At 46.6% G+C, this 16,978-nt stretch carries 14 protein-coding genes and 4 tRNA genes; 17 read left to right on the top strand and 1 reads right to left on the bottom strand.

Annotated elements, in window-relative coordinates; all coding sequences use genetic code 11:
- Position 1: 1 nt before the first annotated feature.
- The 15 genes from mfd to IV71_RS01945 all read left to right on the top strand — a co-directional run bounded on the left by mfd (position 2) and on the right by IV71_RS01945 (position 15,461).
- Positions 2-3,553, top strand: coding sequence for a transcription-repair coupling factor (gene mfd, locus IV71_RS02015; protein WP_010690462.1), 3,552 nt, complete (start codon positions 2-4; stop codon positions 3,551-3,553).
- Positions 3,543-3,818 (top strand): RNA-binding S4 domain-containing protein, encoded by a 276-nt coding sequence (locus IV71_RS02010; protein ID WP_010690460.1) that lies wholly within the window; start codon positions 3,543-3,545, stop codon positions 3,816-3,818. The genes mfd and IV71_RS02010 overlap by 11 nt, the downstream gene beginning before the upstream one ends.
- A 76-nt stretch (positions 3,819-3,894) precedes the next feature.
- Positions 3,895-4,281, top strand: a complete 387-nt coding sequence (locus IV71_RS02005) for an FtsB family cell division protein (protein ID WP_010690458.1) — start codon at positions 3,895-3,897, stop codon at positions 4,279-4,281.
- A 46-nt stretch (positions 4,282-4,327) separates the two neighbouring features.
- Positions 4,328-5,662, top strand: a complete 1,335-nt coding sequence (gene tilS / locus IV71_RS02000; protein ID WP_081460856.1) for a tRNA lysidine(34) synthetase TilS — start codon at positions 4,328-4,330, stop codon at positions 5,660-5,662.
- A complete protein-coding gene (gene hpt / locus IV71_RS01995; RefSeq protein ID WP_010690454.1) occupies positions 5,662-6,198 on the top strand; it encodes a hypoxanthine phosphoribosyltransferase in 537 nt (178 codons plus the stop codon). The genes tilS and hpt overlap by 1 nt, the downstream gene beginning before the upstream one ends.
- 83 nt (positions 6,199-6,281) lie before the next feature.
- Complete coding sequence (ftsH, locus tag IV71_RS01990; RefSeq protein ID WP_010690452.1) at positions 6,282-8,372, top strand: ATP-dependent zinc metalloprotease FtsH; 2,091 nt, start codon at positions 6,282-6,284, stop codon at positions 8,370-8,372.
- A gap of 51 nt (positions 8,373-8,423) precedes the next feature.
- Positions 8,424-9,383 (top strand): Hsp33 family molecular chaperone HslO, encoded by a 960-nt coding sequence (gene hslO / locus IV71_RS01985; RefSeq protein WP_010690451.1) that lies wholly within the window; start codon positions 8,424-8,426, stop codon positions 9,381-9,383.
- Positions 9,384-9,488: 105 nt separating this feature from the next.
- Positions 9,489-10,973 (top strand): lysine--tRNA ligase, encoded by a 1,485-nt coding sequence (gene lysS, locus IV71_RS01980; protein WP_010690450.1) that lies wholly within the window; start codon positions 9,489-9,491, stop codon positions 10,971-10,973.
- Positions 10,974-11,043: 70 nt separating this feature from the next.
- Positions 11,044-11,116: transfer RNA gene (locus tag IV71_RS01975), tRNA-Asn, on the top strand.
- Between the two features lie 143 nt (positions 11,117-11,259).
- The gene (locus tag IV71_RS01970) at positions 11,260-12,519 is read left to right on the top strand and encodes an MFS transporter (protein WP_010690449.1); all 1,260 of its coding nucleotides are present in this window, start codon (positions 11,260-11,262) and stop codon (positions 12,517-12,519) included.
- 176 nt (positions 12,520-12,695) lie between these two features.
- Positions 12,696-13,946: an MFS transporter gene (locus IV71_RS01965; protein ID WP_010690448.1), complete on the top strand. Its 1,251-nt coding sequence runs from the start codon at positions 12,696-12,698 to the stop codon at positions 13,944-13,946.
- Between the two features lie 182 nt (positions 13,947-14,128).
- A tRNA-Asn gene (locus IV71_RS01960) sits at positions 14,129-14,201 on the top strand.
- Between the two features lie 3 nt (positions 14,202-14,204).
- Positions 14,205-14,277, top strand: a tRNA-Thr gene (locus tag IV71_RS01955).
- Between the two features lie 92 nt (positions 14,278-14,369).
- Positions 14,370-14,687, top strand: coding sequence for an ArsR/SmtB family transcription factor (locus tag IV71_RS01950; protein ID WP_010690447.1), 318 nt, complete (start codon positions 14,370-14,372; stop codon positions 14,685-14,687).
- A gap of 54 nt (positions 14,688-14,741) precedes the next feature.
- On the top strand, positions 14,742-15,461 hold the full coding sequence (locus IV71_RS01945; protein WP_010690446.1) for an SDR family oxidoreductase: 720 nt from the start codon (positions 14,742-14,744) through the stop codon (positions 15,459-15,461).
- Between the two features lie 53 nt (positions 15,462-15,514).
- Here IV71_RS01945 and IV71_RS01940 read toward each other — a convergent pair.
- Positions 15,515-15,600: transfer RNA gene (locus IV71_RS01940), tRNA-Leu, on the bottom strand.
- Between the two features lie 123 nt (positions 15,601-15,723).
- Between IV71_RS01940 and IV71_RS01935 the strand changes: the two genes are divergently transcribed.
- Entirely contained in the window at positions 15,724-16,059 is a 336-nt protein-coding gene (locus IV71_RS01935) for a hypothetical protein (protein WP_010690445.1), read from the top strand.
- A complete protein-coding gene (tpiA, locus tag IV71_RS01930) occupies positions 16,056-16,832 on the top strand; it encodes a triose-phosphate isomerase (RefSeq protein WP_010690444.1) in 777 nt (258 codons plus the stop codon). The genes IV71_RS01935 and tpiA overlap by 4 nt, the downstream gene beginning before the upstream one ends.
- Positions 16,833-16,978 lie beyond the last annotated feature (146 nt).

Raw genomic sequence — 16,978 nt, 5'->3', positions numbered from 1 at the left:
TATGACATTAGTTAATTACTTAGCACAGGAAAAAGAATTTCAACAGTTAACCCAGCAGGAAAAGCCTGGCGAGCGGCAGCTACTGCTTGGTCTCAATGGCTCGGCCAAGGCGGCGGGATTAGCAGCGCTCTACCAGAACCGTCCTCGGCAAATTTTGGTGTTAACGGACACCGTTGCTCACGTTGAAGAGCTTGCCCAAGACCTAACGGAACTGCTTGGCAACCAAGCGGTTTACCGTTTTGAGGCCGAGGAAGCGGTGGCGACCGAGCTAGCGGTTTCGTCGAACAATTACGTGGCTGACCGAGTCGCCGCCTTGACAGCGTTGGCTACGAATCAACCCGGCGTCTATTTGACAAACTCCGCGGCCTTTTGCCGTTACGAACCACTAGCAAAGGATTTGCAGGCGGCTTGTCTGTCGCTTTCAGTCGGGGAGCAGTATGACTTTGCAGAGCTGAAAGGTCGTCTGGTGACCCTAGGTTATGTGAACACACCACAGGTTGAACAAATTGGGCAGTTTGCCCAACGCGGTTCGATTATCGACGTTTATCCCGCTGACCAAGACGAGCCTTTCCGGCTCGACTTTTTTGACGATGAGTTGGATCAAATGAAAACCTTTGATCCAGCAACCCAAAAGTCAACGGGAACCGTTCAGGGAGCCCAAATCCTACCTGCCTCGGACATCGTTTTGAATGAACAGGCTTACCAAGCGGGGAAGGAAGCTTTGGAAGCGGCTTTTTCAGCATACCGGCAAGAGGCGGTTGGGGTTGAAAAGAAGCACGTAACGGAGGGCTTTGCCCCAACGCAACGGGCGTTGGATGATGGCCGCCGAGATGAGGCAATCTTGCCTTACTTGTCTTATTTCTATCCTGACAAACAGACCATTCAGGACTATTTGGCTAAGGATGCGCTTTTGATTGTGGACGAATATGCTCGTCTGCAGGAATCACTGTTGACACAAACTGGTTTGGATCAAGACTGGTTTGACCTGCAGGTTGAAAACAATCAGCTAATTCCACCGCTTTCTTTGCGCGCCGAATTAGGGGAACGGCTAGCGTCTGTTCAACAGACCCAGACCTACTTGGCCAACTTGAAGCGTGGGCTGAATCAGTTGACTTTTGACCATTTATTGGAATGGACGTCTCGTCCGGCTAAGCAGTATTTTGGTCAGTTAGACGCCTTGCTGCCCGATTTGACTTTTGCCAAGGACCGGGGCTTGACCTGGGTCTTGTTGGTCGGGTCGAAGGACCGGGCGGACCGACTCGTTGAATCGTTGGATTCTCGGGGTGTTCAGGTGCCCATCCATCAGGAAGTCAAAGCCAATCAGGTGCAGGTTCTCTTAGGCAATCTCTCGGCTGGTTTTGAGTGGCCAATGGCCCACTTGAACGTGCTTTCTGAGCGCGAACTCTTTGCCAAAGCCCGTAAGCCAATTGCCCGCAAGCAAAAGAAGCTGCAAAACGCCGAACGGCTCAAATCCTATAACGAACTGTCCGTGGGCGACTACGTTGTTCACATTAACCACGGGATTGGACAATACCAGGGATTGGAGTCAATTGAAGCCAACGGTGGGAAGCAGGATTACTTGGTCATTGCTTACCAAAAGAATGCCAAAATCTTCTTGCCCGTCACCCAGTTGAACCTGATTCAAAAATACATTGGTGGTTCGGATGCCAGCAAACGGCCCAAGATTAATAAGCTTGGGGGCACGGAGTGGCAGAAGACCAAAAAGCAGGTTGAGGCGAAAATTGAAGACATTGCCGACGACCTCTTGGCCCTTTATGCCGAGCGTGAAGCCAAGCAAGGCTACGCCTTTCCTGCCGATGATCAGGCGCAGCTGAAGTTTGACACGGCTTTTCCATATCCCGAAACGCCCGACCAAATTCGGTCGATTGAAGAAATTAAAGTCGATATGCAAAAAAAGCGGCCAATGGACCGTCTCTTGGTGGGGGATGTTGGCTTTGGTAAAACGGAAGTGGCCCTGCGTGCTGTTTTCAAAGCCGCCCATGCTGGTAAACAGGTGGCGCTCCTCGCGCCAACCACTATCTTGGTTCAGCAGCACTACGAAACCATGATTGAGCGCTTTGCCGACTTTCCAGAGATTCGAATTGGCCACTTGTCCCGCTTCCAAACGGCGGCGGAAAACAAGAAAACGATTGAGGCCTTGGAAAAGCATGAACTGGACATTGTGGTTGGGACTCATCGTTTGCTATCAAAGGATGTTTCCTTTGCGGACCTGGGCTTGTTAGTGATTGATGAAGAGCAACGTTTTGGTGTTAAGCACAAGGAACGGTTGAAGCAGTTGAAAGCCAACATTGATGTGTTGACGCTGACGGCGACGCCAATTCCGCGTACGCTAAACATGGCGATGGTTGGCGCCCGTGATTTGTCGGTCATTGAAACACCACCGCTGAACCGTTTCCCAATCCAAACCTACGTGGTGGAACTGGATTGGACCTTGGTTCGCGACGTGATTCAAAAAGAGTTGGCCCGTAACGGACAGGTCTTCTACCTGCACAACCGGGTCGCGGATTTGGACAACATTCGCTCGCAAATTGAGGAGATTGTGCCGGATGCCCGCGTGGCTGTTATTCACGGTCAGATGTCTGAAGTTCAGTTGGAATCGGTGCTGTATGACTTTTTGAACCAGGAATACGATGTTTTGGTCACAACGACCATTATTGAAACGGGGGTCGACATCCCCAATGCCAACACGTTGATTGTCGATAACGCCGACCACATGGGCTTGTCGCAGCTCTATCAGTTGCGAGGTCGTGTCGGCCGTTCAGCCCGGTTGGCCTACGCCTACTTTACCTACCCATTCACGCGAACACCGTCTGAAGAGGGAGAAAAGCGTTTGGAAGCCATTCGTGACTTTACGGAACTTGGTTCCGGATTCAAAATCGCGATGCGCGATTTGTCCATTCGAGGGGCTGGGGACTTGCTAGGAAAGCAGCAACACGGCTTTATCGATTCAGTTGGTTATGATTTGTATACACAAATGCTGAAAGAAGCGGTTGCGAAGAAGCAGGGCGAAACGTTACCTGATGAGGCCAACGCCCATCGGACCGATGCCGAGTTGGTGCTCGGGGTCTTGGCCTTTTTGCCCGACGACTATGTGGCGGATAATGCTCAGAAAGTCGCCCTTTATCAGCAGATTCGCCAGGCACGAACGGATGAGGACTTTGATCAGGTCGAAGACGACTTAACGGACCGTTTCGGTGAGTTGCCTGATGAGGCGGCCCGTCTGATTCTGGTCTCTCGTTTGAAGACAGTGGCTGACGAGGCTCAGGTGACGCAAATTCGCCGTTTGAAGGACAAGGTCACTATCCGCTTTGACGAAACAATGTCTCAGCGATTGGCAGGCGAAAACGTTTTTGTGGCCTTAAAAGACGTGCCTTACAAGGCAGTGGTTGATGGCAAGTCTACTCAGTTAGCCGTGACGTTGACAATTGACCTGAAGCAGGAATCGGCCTATTGGTTGAATGCGGTGAAGGATTTCTTGGAAGAAGCCCTTTCGGTAACAGATGAAAAGAATGGAGAAACGAATGCGGATTGATAAGTTTTTAAAGTTGTCTCGAATCATTAAGCGTCGGACGGTGGCCAAGGAATTGGCCGACCAGGGTCGGATTTCGATCAACGGAAAAGTAGCGAAGTCTTCGGCAAACGTTGGTACTAATGACGAAGTCGAAATTCGTTTTGGAAATAAGACTGCGACTTTTAAGGTGCTTAAGTTGCAAGACATCGTGAAGAAGGATGAAGCGCAGGATCTCTACGAGTTAATTTCTGAAAAGTATGAAGAGGGTGACCGGCAGGATTTTTAAAGTTTTACAAACTTTGACAAACTGCCTTGTAACTTAACCAAAAATGTGTGAAAATATTTTTTAAGGAGAGGTGACGATGGCAGACAGTAGTCGTTTACAACCAAATATTCGACCGCTGAACGCACGAATTGCTCAGCAAATTGCTGCTTCGGACGCCAAGCGCGAGGCAGCTCGTCAGCACTATGCTCGTGCTCACCGTCGCCGCAAAAAGCAGATTATCTTCGTCGGCTTGGCCATTGCAGCCGTTTTCATGATGCAGCTGGTCTTTGGACAGGTGCGGTTGCACGCGGCCAACAAGACCCTGACGAAATCGGAAAACCAACTGGTCTCGGTTCAAAAGACCAACGATTCTTTGAAGAAAGAATCGAAGCAGTTGAATGACGAAAACTACTTAAAGCAAATTTTGCGTGATAAGTACGGTTATTCAAAGAAGAACGAAACCATTTATAATTTGCCAGAATAATTGAAATCAAAAGCCACCCTCCGGGGTGGCTTTTCTAGAATAGGTAATGAACAAAATTCAACAAACAATTCAATCAGTTTCCTTACCGAGGCGGGTGGTCGTGGCTTGCTCGGGTGGTCTCGATTCAACGCTCCTACTCGAGGCGCTCTGTCGTTTCCGACCGGAGGTGCAAGTGACCGTTGCCCATGTCAACTATTGCTTGCGTTCTGAAAGTACGGGGGATGCCGACTTTGTTCGTCGTTTGGCCGATCGGCATGGGTTGCTCTTTTATGAACGGGTCGCGGATTTATCCAAAATGGAAACTGGCGTTGAAGAAAAAGCCCGACAAAATCGCTACCGCTTTTTTGATGATGTGTTGTCGGAAACGGGAAGTTCGGCCGTTTTGTTGGGCCAGCATCGAGACGATCAGGTGGAGACCATTTTGTTGCAACTGATTCGCGGCGGGGCCTGGCAAAATAAGTCGGGAATGGCAGCTGAGAGTGGCCGTTATCGACGACCTTTTTTGACTCTATCAAAGAAAGAATTACTGGCGGCTGCCAAAGAAATGGGCTTGGCCTGGCGGGAGGATCAGACAAATCAGGACCCCCACTACACAAAGCGGAACCAATTGCGTCAGGTTATTATCCCCGCCTTGCAGGAAATGAACGCTCGTTTTCCCGAACATTTGTTGGAATTAGGGACGCAAATGGCGGAACAGCAGGCTTTGATTCAGGGGCAGGCAGTGCGCTATTATGCCGATTTTGTCCAAGATTATCGAAGTGTTCCGGATGAATGGTGGCCGGCCTGTCTAAAGGAAATGGCAACTCGATCCGGTTACTATCGCTTAAAAAAAGAACAAATTGATCAGTTTTGTCAGTTGCTACATCACCGGCAACGACCCAATGGTCGGATTGACTTAGGGGATGGTTATTTTTTTGAAAAAACCTATTACGAAATTGCGCTGAAGAAAAAAGAAACGACCGCGCCTGTTTCGAATAAAAAATTGGTGAAAGTCAGCCAACAGAACGGCCCTCTTGTGTTAGAATTAGACCAATGGTATTTTTTTACCGATTCAATGCTAAAGTTACAGTCGAATGCCTTTCTTCCGGTAAATGATCAGTGGATTGCACTACCGAAACAACTGGAAGGACCGCTTTCAATTTGCTTGGCAAGCAAGGGTGACCGCCTTTCGATTCCAAATGGACATAAAACGGTTCGCCGCTTGCAAATTGATGAAAAAATACCGGTGGAAGACAGGGCTAAAACCCTGCTTCTCAAGGACCAACAAGAGAATATTTTGGCTGTTTTTTTGGGACAGAAACGCTGGTATTTTACGCAAGACTGGCCCAAAGGACAACCAAATGGCAAACATTGCTTAGTATGGCGAATTGAGGAAAACTAGTGGATAACGATATTGAGGAAGTATTATTTGACCAAGAGCAAATCCAAGAGGCTGCAGATCGCTTGGGTAAAACCATTACCGAGGATTACGCTGGGCAAAAGCCCCTGGTTCTTTCAGTTTTGAAAGGGGCCTACTTGTGGACAGCGGACGTCATTCGAAAGATCGACTTGTATGTTGACCTTGAATTTATTAAAATTTCGTCCTACCATGGTGGGGTTTCGTCATCCAATGAAATTTCGTTGGTAACAGACATCCATTCTGACGTAAAGGGACGCGACGTATTGATTCTAGAAGACATTGTCGACACTGGGCAATCCCTTGAATTCTTGGAAGAGTTAATTTTGTCTCGTGGCGCTAATTCCGTTCGTGTGGCAACGCTCTTAGACAAGAAGGGTGGCCGGACGGTTGACATCAAGGCGGACTACGTTGGTTTTGATGTTCGTAACGAATTCGTTGTTGGGTACGGTTTGGACTACAAAGGTCTTTACCGGAACCTACCATACGTTGGTATTTTGAAACAAAGTATTTATAGTTAAGCAGGAAGGGCTTCCTGTCCGGCGATGCAACGGTTAGAGGTTGTTTGGCCATAAATTTTTTAAACGAAGATTGAGGATTACAGATGAAAAATCAAAATGGTGGCTTCTTTCGAAGCTCCTTCCTATACGTCATCATTTTCCTAGCGGTGATTGCTGGAATCTACACCTTCATGGGTGGTTCCAAGACAACGACGAAGACGATTTCACAGTCGGAATTTGTCAAATCACTTTCTGATAAGGATATTGATTCCTTTTCTATCCAGCCCGGAAATGATGTTTATAACGTAACGGGAACGTACAAGAATAGTCAAAAGCAGAAGAGTTCAAATTCTGGATTGAACGCCCTGATTGCCCAGCAATCAACGACGACAAAGTTCCAGACTTCTGTCTTGCAGAACGACTCATCAATTAAGGACATTACGGCTGCTGCAAAGAAGTCCAATACCGAAATGACGACGAAGCCAGCGGCTTCATCCGGCTTTTGGTTAAACCTGATTATCACCATTGCGCCAATGTTGTTGATTGTGGGGATTATTTACTTAATGATGTCACAGTCAGCCGGCAAGGGTGGTCAAGGCGGCATGATGGGCAACTTTGGCAAGTCCAAGGCAAAGCCTTCTGATCCAAAGGACAACAAGACACGCTTTACCGACGTCGCTGGTGCAGACGAAGAGAAGGAAGAACTTGTTGAAGTTGTTGAATTCTTGAAGTCACCGAAGAAGTTCACTCAAATGGGGGCCCGCATTCCAAAGGGTGTCTTACTTGAGGGGCCTCCAGGAACTGGAAAGACGATGCTGGCTAAGGCCGTTGCCGGTGAGGCTTCCGTACCGTTCTTCTCAATGTCTGGTTCAGACTTTGTTGAGATGTTCGTTGGTGTTGGGGCTTCCCGTGTTCGTGACCTCTTTGATCAAGCCAAGAAGAGTGCCCCTGCCATCATTTTCATTGATGAAATTGATGCCGTGGGTCGCCGTCGTGGTTCTGGTATTGGTGGCGGAAACGACGAACGTGAACAGACGTTGAACCAAATCCTGATTGAGATGGACGGTTTTGATAACTCCGAAGGGGTTATCATCTTAGCTTCAACGAACCGTTCTGATGTTTTGGATCCGGCATTGCTCCGTTCTGGTCGTTTTGACCGAAAGATTATGGTTGGCGCTCCTGATGTGAAGGGCCGTGAAGCCATCTTGAAGGTTCACGCTAAGAACAAGCCATTGGCCGACTCAGTTGATTTGAAAGCCATTGCCCACCAAACCCCAGGTTACGTAGGGGCTGATTTGGAAAACTTGTTGAACGAAGCAGCTCTGTTGGCCGCTCGTCGTAACAAGAAAAACATTGATGCCGCCGACTTGGATGAAGCCGAAGATCGAATCTTCCAAGGACCTGCCAAGGCCAATAAGGCGATGTCAGACCTTGAACGGAAGACAACGGCTTTCCACGAAGCTGGTCACGCTTTGGTCGGACTGGTGAAATCCAACGCTTCCGTTGTGCGTAAGGTTACGATTGTTCCTCGTGGTCGTATCGGTGGGTACGCGTTGATGACTCCTAAGACGGACCGTTACAACATTCGCTACTCCGAAGCACTTGAGCAGTTGGCTGGTCTGATGGGTGGTCGCGCCGCTGAATTGGCTACTTTTGATGAAGCTTCCTCAGGGGCAGCTAACGATTTCCAGCAGGCAACCAACCTGGCTCGCCAAATGGTCACGGCTTACGGAATGTCTGATAAGTTAGGCATGGTCCAGTTGGAAGGTAATGCGTCGGTTTCATATAGTGAAGGTGGCGGTGCCAAGTCATATTCAGATGAAACGGCTGCTTTGATTGATGAAGAAGTTCGTCGATTGACAAAGGAAGCCTTCGAAGAAGCAACCAAGATTTTGACTGAACACAAGGATAAGTTAGCAGAAATTGCGAACGCCTTGCTTGAAGTTGAATCGCTTGATGAAAAGCAAATTAAAGATATTTATGAAACTGGTCACTTCACTCGCAAGGGTGAAGAGGACGAGAACGATGCTAAGTCCTATGACGAAGCAAAGGCTGCCTTGGATCACAAGGAAGACGAAGTGGAACAGGCTGAAGAGGAAGGTGCGAAGAATCCGGATGCGCCTTTGGATGACAATCCAGATGAACCAGAATCTGTTGATGATGGTTCTGACTCGGATGACGATTCTAAGCAATAAAATCTTTTGAAGTTGGCTTCGGCCAACTTTTTTTCTTGAAAGGGGAAAACGATGGCAGATCAATTAATCAAAGTAATTACAAAAGACGAGGCTTTTCGTGCCTTTGCGGTTGATGGAACAAAGCTAGTTCAAGAAGCAGCAAGCTCGCACGAAACCTCACGTTTGGCGACGGTAGTCTTGGGAAGGGCGCTGTTGGCCACTGAAATTCTGGCGCAAGCCACACTCAAGGGTGAAGAACGATTAAACGTTAAAATGGCTGGCCGTGGTCCCATTGGGCAAATCGTTACAGAAGCCGATACAAAGGGGGCTGTTCGTGGCTACGTTTCCAACCCCGAGATTGAACCAATCGTGAACGATGATAATCAATTAAACGTTGCCGGTGCTGTTGGCAATAACGGTTCCTTCCAAGTGACGAAGTTTGCGCCTTATTCAAATCCCTACATCGGACAATCCATCATGGTTTCTGGTGAAATTGGCGATGACTTTACCTACTACTTAACGCATTCGGAACAAATTCCTTCCGTGATTGGGGTTGGGGTGACGATGAACTCTGATAACACGGTCAAAGCGGCCGGCGGTTTTTTGGTTCAAGCATTGCCTGGCGCAAGCGATGATCAGTTGGCGGAATTGAACGAAAAGTTGCAAAAGATGCCGGCGTTAGCCACTCTTCTGGGTAACAAAAAGGGGCCGCTGGCCATTTTGGATGCCATTCTAGGGGAGCAAAACTACAGTCAGTTGCAATCGGTTAGCATTGGTTTGGCGGCAGAGCCATCGAAGGATGCTTATGCAGCCCAATTGGCCACGTTGCCTTCCCATGAAATCCAAGCCATGATTGATGAAGATGGTGGGGCTGAAGTTCGTGGTAAGTTCTCTGGTAAGCGCCACCAGTTCTCCGCACATGAATTAGACGTTATTTTGCAGGATGTTTTGAAACGAGAAGCACAGCAAAAAAACGAAGAGGCGCAAGACGATGATTCTGATGCTGCCAATTCAGCGGACGAAAAAAAATAAACTTTGTGGAAAGTCGGCTACGGCCGACTTTTTAAATGCAGGTGGATTTGCTATACTGATTAGTAGAGAAAATGCGAGAAAATCGCTGACAGGAAGGTAAGATGAATGGCTGAAGAAAAAGCCCTTAATGATCAAATGCGCGCTCGCCGTCAAAAGATGCAAGCGCTGCAAGATGATCTTCAGATTGATCCGTTTGGCCACCGTTTCGATCGTGATTCATTGGCCGCAGACCTCCACGAAAAATTCGATGGTAAGAGCCAAGAAGAACTGGAAGAAAACCCAGTGAAGGTGATTATTGCCGGACGAATGGTCGCCAAGCGTGGTGCGGGAAAGGTAATCTTTGCAGACATCCGTGACCGTTCGGGTCAAATTCAAATTTACGCTCGGCGTGATGACTTGGGTGAGAACTATCCAATCATTAAGCGTGCTGATTTAGGTGACTTTATCGGAATCGAAGGTCAAATGATGAAGACGGAAGCCGGTGAATTAACGGTTTTGGTCACGCATTTGACGCATTTGTCCAAGGCCCTGCGGCCAATGCCAGACAAGTTCCACGGAATTTCTGACGTGGAAACTCGTTACCGTAAGCGTTACCTTGACTTGATTGCCAACAAGGAATCGTTCGTTCGCTTCCAACAGCGCTCAAAGATTATTTCGGCCATCCGTGCATACATGGAAAAGCAGGACTTCTTAGAAGTGGAAACACCAATCCTCCAGACGCAGGCTGGTGGTGCTGCTGCTCGTCCCTTTGTGACCCATCACAATGCTTTGGATATCGACATGTACATGCGAATTGCTACTGAGCTCTACTTGAAACGCTTGATTGTCGGTGGCATGGAGCGAGTCTATGAAATTGGCCGGATCTTCCGTAACGAAGGAATGGACCCTAAGCATAACCCCGAATTTACGACGATGGAGTCGTATGCAGCTTACTGGGACTTTCACGATGTGATGGACGAAACAGAAGGCATCTTTAAGGCAGCCGCTGCGGTTGTCTCAGACGACTTGAAGATTACTTACCAGGGAACTGAAATCGACCTGAACAAGCCTTTTGCTCGTAAGCATATGGTTGATTTGATTAATGAAAAGTCCGGTGTGGACTTCTGGCCAGAAATGTCGGTTGAAAAAGCCCGTCAACTAGCGGATGAAAAGGGTGTTAAATACGAAGAGTTCTGGGGTGTTGGGCACATTATTAACGCCTTCTTCGAAGAGTTTGTTGAAGATACTTTGGAACAACCAACGATTGTTTATGGTCATCCCGTTGAAGTCTCCCCCCTTGCAAAGAAGAATGATGACGATCCACGCTTTACGGATCGTTTTGAAATCTATATCATGGGGGCCGAATATGGTAACGCCTTTACCGAGTTGAACGATCCGATTGACCAGCGTGCTCGTTTTGAGGCGCAAGCGGCGGAACGTGAGAACGGTAACGATGAAGCCGAAAACATTGATGACGACTTTATCGAAGCCCTTGAATACGGTATGCCACCTACGGGTGGATTGGGGATTGGAATCGACCGTTTGGTGATGTTGTTGACGGACACGAACACGATTCGCGATGTCATCTTGTTCCCAACGATGCGTCCATAATTTTTAAAAATATGATTGACGTGCTTAGCTTTTCTTTGTATACTTATTGAGTTAGTTAAGCACTAATTATTCCGAATTAGCTCAGTTGGTAGAGCACACGACTGTTAATCGTGTTGTCGTCGGTTCGAGCCCGACATTCGGAGTACTTAAAAAGTCGCCTTTGGCGGCTTTTTTATTTGATTTAACTTCTTTTTTTCGGTATAGTAGCCAATGGTGAATTACGATAAATAATGCACTGACAAAATAACTGATGCCCGAGAGCGTCAATTTTGAAAGGAAAAAAATAATGTCACAAGACACAGCACAGCCTGTCGAACACTTACACTACCGCGACTTTTCGACCAACCAGAAGCTAACGCTCTGGTCAACCACCGCCGGATTTGGTTTGGAGCACATGGATCAGCTCTTCATTTCCTTCGCGATGTCATCCATCATTGCCTCTTTGCATATCTCGAACTTTGCAGGAGGGTTTATCTCAACGATTTCCATGTTTGGCTCTTTGGTTGGAGGACTCTTCTTCGGAATGTTGTCTGATCGAATTGGTCGGGTGCGCGTCTTTACTTGGACGCTGTTCATTGTGGCCTTTGCCACGGGTGCCATTTACTTCGCTCACAATATTTGGCTGGTTTACACTTTCCGTTTCATTGCGGGAGTTGGAACCGGGGCCGAATACGGGGCCGGGGTCACATTGATTGCTGAGAGTTTTGCTGGTAAAAAGATTGGTAAGTTAACATCCTTGACTCAAATTGGTGGTCAGGTGGGGGCTGTTTTGTCAGCCATCGCGTCCGCCATCATCATTCCAACCTTTGGCTGGAACGCACTCTTCTTAGTTGGCTTGGTTCCAGTGCTCTTGGCCTTTATTCTGCGCCGTCACTTGAAGGAACCAGAGGAATTCTTGAAGACACAGGCAAAGCGTAAGACAGAGAAAGAATCCGTTGTTGAAAAGGCACCAATCCTAGAGGTTGTTAAGACGCCAGCTTTGGCTTACCAAACGTTTGCACTGATCATGATGATGATGATTCAAATCGGTGGTTACTACGGTTTGATGAACTGGTTGCCTAAAATCATGCAAAAGCAACTGCACTTGTCAATTTCAGGTTCCTCCCTTTGGATGATTGTCACGATTGTTGGAATGTCCCTTGGAATGTATATCTTTGGTTTCGTGCTGGATAACTTTGGACCACGCATGGCTTTCGGAGCCTTCTTGCTCTTGGCAGCGGTTTCCGTCTACTTGCTCTTAGTTGCCCACAGCGCTTGGTCACTCTTAATCATCATGATGGTCGTTGGTTTCTTCTCAAACGGCATGTACGGTGGTTATGGCGTGGTTGTCTCACGGCTTTACCCAACCTTTGCTCGTGTGACGGCCAACTCAGTCGTTTCCTCTGTTGGAAAGTTGCTGGGAGGCTTCTTCCCACCAATCATCGGTTGGTTGATGGATAAGTACACGTTGAGCCATGTCATGATGTTCTTTACGGCCATGTACCTATTCTCGTTCTTGATTATGTTGACGATTCCAGCCTTTCGTCGCAAGGATATTGAGTTTTAATAAAAGTTTACTAACATGATTAAAGAGTCGCTTTTGCGGCTCTTTTTCTTTTGTAAAAAGTGATTGCGCCACCCTGCAAATTTCTGTATAGTAGCAGGTGGTGTTTTTAACCAAATAATGTTTAGACGAAATAATTGAGGCCTGTGAGCCTCGGTTTTGAAAGGAAAATTGAATAAATGACAAAGACTGCCCACGATGCTGAGGCGATCCATTATAAGGATTTTACTAAGCAGCAGAAAGTAACGATGCTTTCCACGACTGCTGGCTTCAGTTTGGAACACATGGATCATTCCTTGATTCCAATCGCGACGACTGCCATTGTGGCCTCCCTTGGGGTAACCCAAGCGGCGGCCGGATTAATTACGACTTTTGCCATGACAGGCACACTTTTAGGTGGCCTGTTCTTTGGAATGTTGGCCGATAAAATCGGCCGTGCCCGTATTTTCAACTGGACGATCTTTGTGGTGGCCTTTGCCACAGCCGCCCTTTACTTTGCCGATAACATCTATGAAATTTACTTCTTAAAATTCATCGCTGGCTTTGGTACGGCGGCCGAATACGGGGCCGGTGTGACACTGATTGCAGAAAGTTTTGCTGGCAAGAAAATTGGTCGCTTGACCTCACTTGCCCACATTGGTGGCCAAACAGGAACGATTTTGGCCGCGATCGCTTCAGCGGTTATCCTGCCAAAGTATGGTTGGAATGCCCTTTGCTTATTTGGTTTGCTGCCCATTGCCTTTGCCTTCTTCGTTCGACGGAACCTGAAGGACTCGGCTGAATTTGAGGAAGCAAGAAGAAAGCGTGATCTTGAAAAGAAGCAGCAGCAACTGCCAATTATTGAGGTCTTCAAAACGCCAGCCCTAGCTTATCAGACCACAGCGTTGGTGTTGATGATGATGGTTCAGATTGGCGGTTATTACGGTATTTTGACTTGGTTGCCAAAGACCATGCAGGCCCACTTGGGCTTGCCGGTTGGAAAGTCGACATTGTGGACGGTGGCCATGGTAATTGGGATGTCTCTTGGAATGTACTTCTTCGGCTCCTTCTTGGATAAGTTTGGGCCACGAAAAGCCTTCGGACTCTTCTTATCCTTTTCCGCCCTGGCCCTGTACTTACCAACTTTTGCTAACAATGCGTTGAGCCTCTTGATCATCATGCTAATTGTTGGCTTCTTCTCGAACGGGATGTACGCCGGCTTTGGTGTCATTGTTTCACGACTTTACCCAGCTGAAGCACGTGTGACGGCCAATTCTGTCGTTTCTTCAGGTGGAAAGTTTCTTGGTGGCTTTTTCCCAGCGATTGTTGGTGTGTTGATGGACAAGTTCTCCTTCACCTACGTGCTCCTTTTCTTTACCTTAAGTTATCTTTTTTCATTGATCATTATGTTAACCATTCCAGCTTTGCGCCGGAAAGACGTTCAATTCTAATTTTAAAAAGTCATCCTGCGGGGTGACTTTTTTAGTTCGTGCGATATTTTTGCCATTTCGTTTCTTGAAAAAGGGAAGGGTTCTCTGATTGAAAAAAACTTCTTTTTTTGCAGAAAAATCTTGACAGTTATGGGGGCAGATGGCATAATTAAATAGTTGTTTTGATACAACAAACGCATTATTCCGAATTAGCTCAGTTGGTAGAGCACACGACTGTTAATCGTGTTGTCGTCGGTTCGAGCCCGACATTCGGAGTATGCCGATGTAGCTCAGTTGGTAGAGCACGGGTATCGTAAACCTGGGGTCGAAGGTTCGAATCCTTTCGTCGGCATTCCAAGCGTCTCACTTCGGTAAGGCGCTTTTTTGTTGCTGTTTTTGTAAAAAAAAACTTTACATATCGAAAATATTCGATATAGTGTAGTTATGGATATTAATGAACAAATTTTTAAAGCGTTGGCTAACGATAGTAGATTGAAAATACTCAAATGGTTACGACGACCGGAAGTGTTTGCAACTGATGAAGTGCCTGTTGCAAACATTAACTATATGGTTGAAAACTATGGTGGAGTGTGTGCGACTCTAATTGTTGCTAAAACAAAACTGGCTCAGTCAACGGTTTCTGCTTACTTAAAACAATTGGTACAAGTTGATCTATTGATAAGCGAGCGACATGACAAGTGGACTTATTATAGGAGAAACGAAAAGCAAATTGATTGTTTGGTGAAATATCTAGAAGAATAATTTTTTTGAGTTTATTGACTATTTATCGAAATATAACGATATAAAGGTGGGGGTATGGGATTTATTATAGTTACGGGTGGTACATCGGGTGTGGGTCTTGCGATTGCAAAAGACTTGATTAAAAAAGGGTATCAGGTTTTGGGTGTGGGGCGTAATAAGAAAAAGGGGCAGTTTGTTCAGGAACAACTAGGTCCTTTGTTTCACTTTATTCAAGCAGATATTAGTAGTGAACAAGGCGTTGAAATTGTTGAGAAGGCTTCACGAGCATTTCCCGACAAGTTGGATGTTCTCATTCATAGTGCAGGTGTTTTTCCAAAAACAGGAGAAGAAAATCGTCGTGTGAATATTCGACCTCATTATTTTTTGACAATGGCGTTGCGTCAACAATTACGGGGTGGGCGAGTTTTATTGGTTACTGGTAATCCCCTTGCCGTTAAAAATGCACCCATCATCACTGGACAATTGACAACGATGCAGAGAGCAATGTGGTTATTATCAAGAAAAACATTGCTTGTTAAAAAAATGGCGGCTGAATTGACAATGGATGAGATTACAGTCAATGCTTTCTTTCCGGGTGATGTCCATAGTGAATTAATGTCTTACACTCGTAGTCTGCTAAGGACTGATGTTCCAGTGGGTGCTTATCTTGCTTTGTCGAAGAATATTAAAAAGGTGAGCGGGGAATTTTTTGATGAAGTGGGTAATCTTGTTCCATTATCAGAGAAGAAGTACAACGTGGAAAGTGCTAATCGTATTTTAAAGAATATACTTTAATAAGTTTTAAACCAACAAAAAAAGCAGACCCGAAGGTCTGCTTTTTTCTATGATGCGGATGGCGGGAGTCGAACCCGCACGTCCTAAAGCGGACACAGGATCCTTAATCCTGCGCGTCTGCCAATTCCGCCACATCCGCAACTTAACTTTTAGAATTTTACAGTGTATTGCGACTTTTGTCAAGTAGGGTATGAAAGTTTCGATTATTCTCCTCGACTTTCCAAATATTTGTTAAACTAATGTATGGAATGGAGAACTGCTTATGAAATTATTTAATTGGTCCAAACAAGACCAGGAAGATAAAAAGGAACTCAGTCGAATTGAGTTTCTCCAAGCGGAAAATGATCGATTGCTTGATCATATCGAGTCGCTGAAGCTTGAACTTACGGAGCTTGAAGCTGAAAAGAAACACATGGAAGACTTACTTTCTCGCTCTGGTTTTAAGAACCGGGTGATTCGGATTGGCATGGGGCTGGTTGTTCTGGCGCTATCTTACGGATTACTGGTTTTCTTCGGCGAACGTAACGCGAATCTGCCCTGGATCCTGCTAATTGAAGCAGCCTTCATCATCTTTATGGGACGGGGGGAGGACAAATGACGGATATGAAACGTCGACCACTTGTTTTGGCTAACTGGAAGATGAATATGACACCTTCGCAGGTTCTTCCCTATCTTGACCAAGTGATTCCCGAAGTTGAAAAAGACACCGGCGCCGATGTTGCCATTGCCGCACAAGATTTGTACTTGGCACAAATGGTGAAAGCAACAACCAACACCCGCCTTGCCATAGCAGCCGAAAACGCTCATTGGACGGACGAAGGTGCGTATACGGGCGAAACTTCGCCAAAAGCGTTAGCTGAGATTGGTGTTTCCTATGTTTTGATTGGTCATTTTGAGCGACGCAAACTTTTCAATGAAACAGATGAGCGAGTGAATTTAAAAACCAAGGCGGCCCTGAAAAACGGGTTGAAAGTCATCGTTGATCTCGATGAAGATATGTCGACCTATGATACGGTTAATCCGAACACCGTTGTCCTAGCGCAGTTGCGAGCCGCATTAGCGGGTATTTCGGCAGAAGAGCTTGATCAGGTGGCCATCGCTTATGAGCCAACATGGGCGATTGGCTCTGGTGAAGCTGCCTCAGCGACGGCTGCCCAAAAGGCGGCCGTGTTAATTCGCCAATCTTTGAAGAACTTGTACTCAGCCGGTGTCGCTGAAAAAATTCGGATCCTCTACGGTGGTTCTGTCACGACCAAGAACGCGGCTGCCTTTTTGTCCCAAAACGATATCGATGGTGTTTTGGTGGGAAAGGCTGCCTTGGATCCAAAGCAGTTCTTAGAATTAATTGATATCGCACAGGCAACGCGTTAAATCGGTGGATTGCTTGAAAACGACTTTGAAATAAAACAGACAATTAACGTTGTCTGTTTTTTATTTGTAAATAAGGATGAAGTCTTCTAGTTTACTGTTCAATTTGCTAAATAAGGGTGGTATACTTTAAGTGGAATTATTTATTG

It is taken from the genome of Fructobacillus fructosus KCTC 3544 (assembly GCF_001438695.1).
Taxonomy (GTDB): Bacteria; Bacillota; Bacilli; order Lactobacillales; family Lactobacillaceae; genus Fructobacillus; species Fructobacillus fructosus.
Note: the sequence above shows the minus strand (reverse complement) of the source record. Positions and strands in the feature narration are given on the sequence as shown.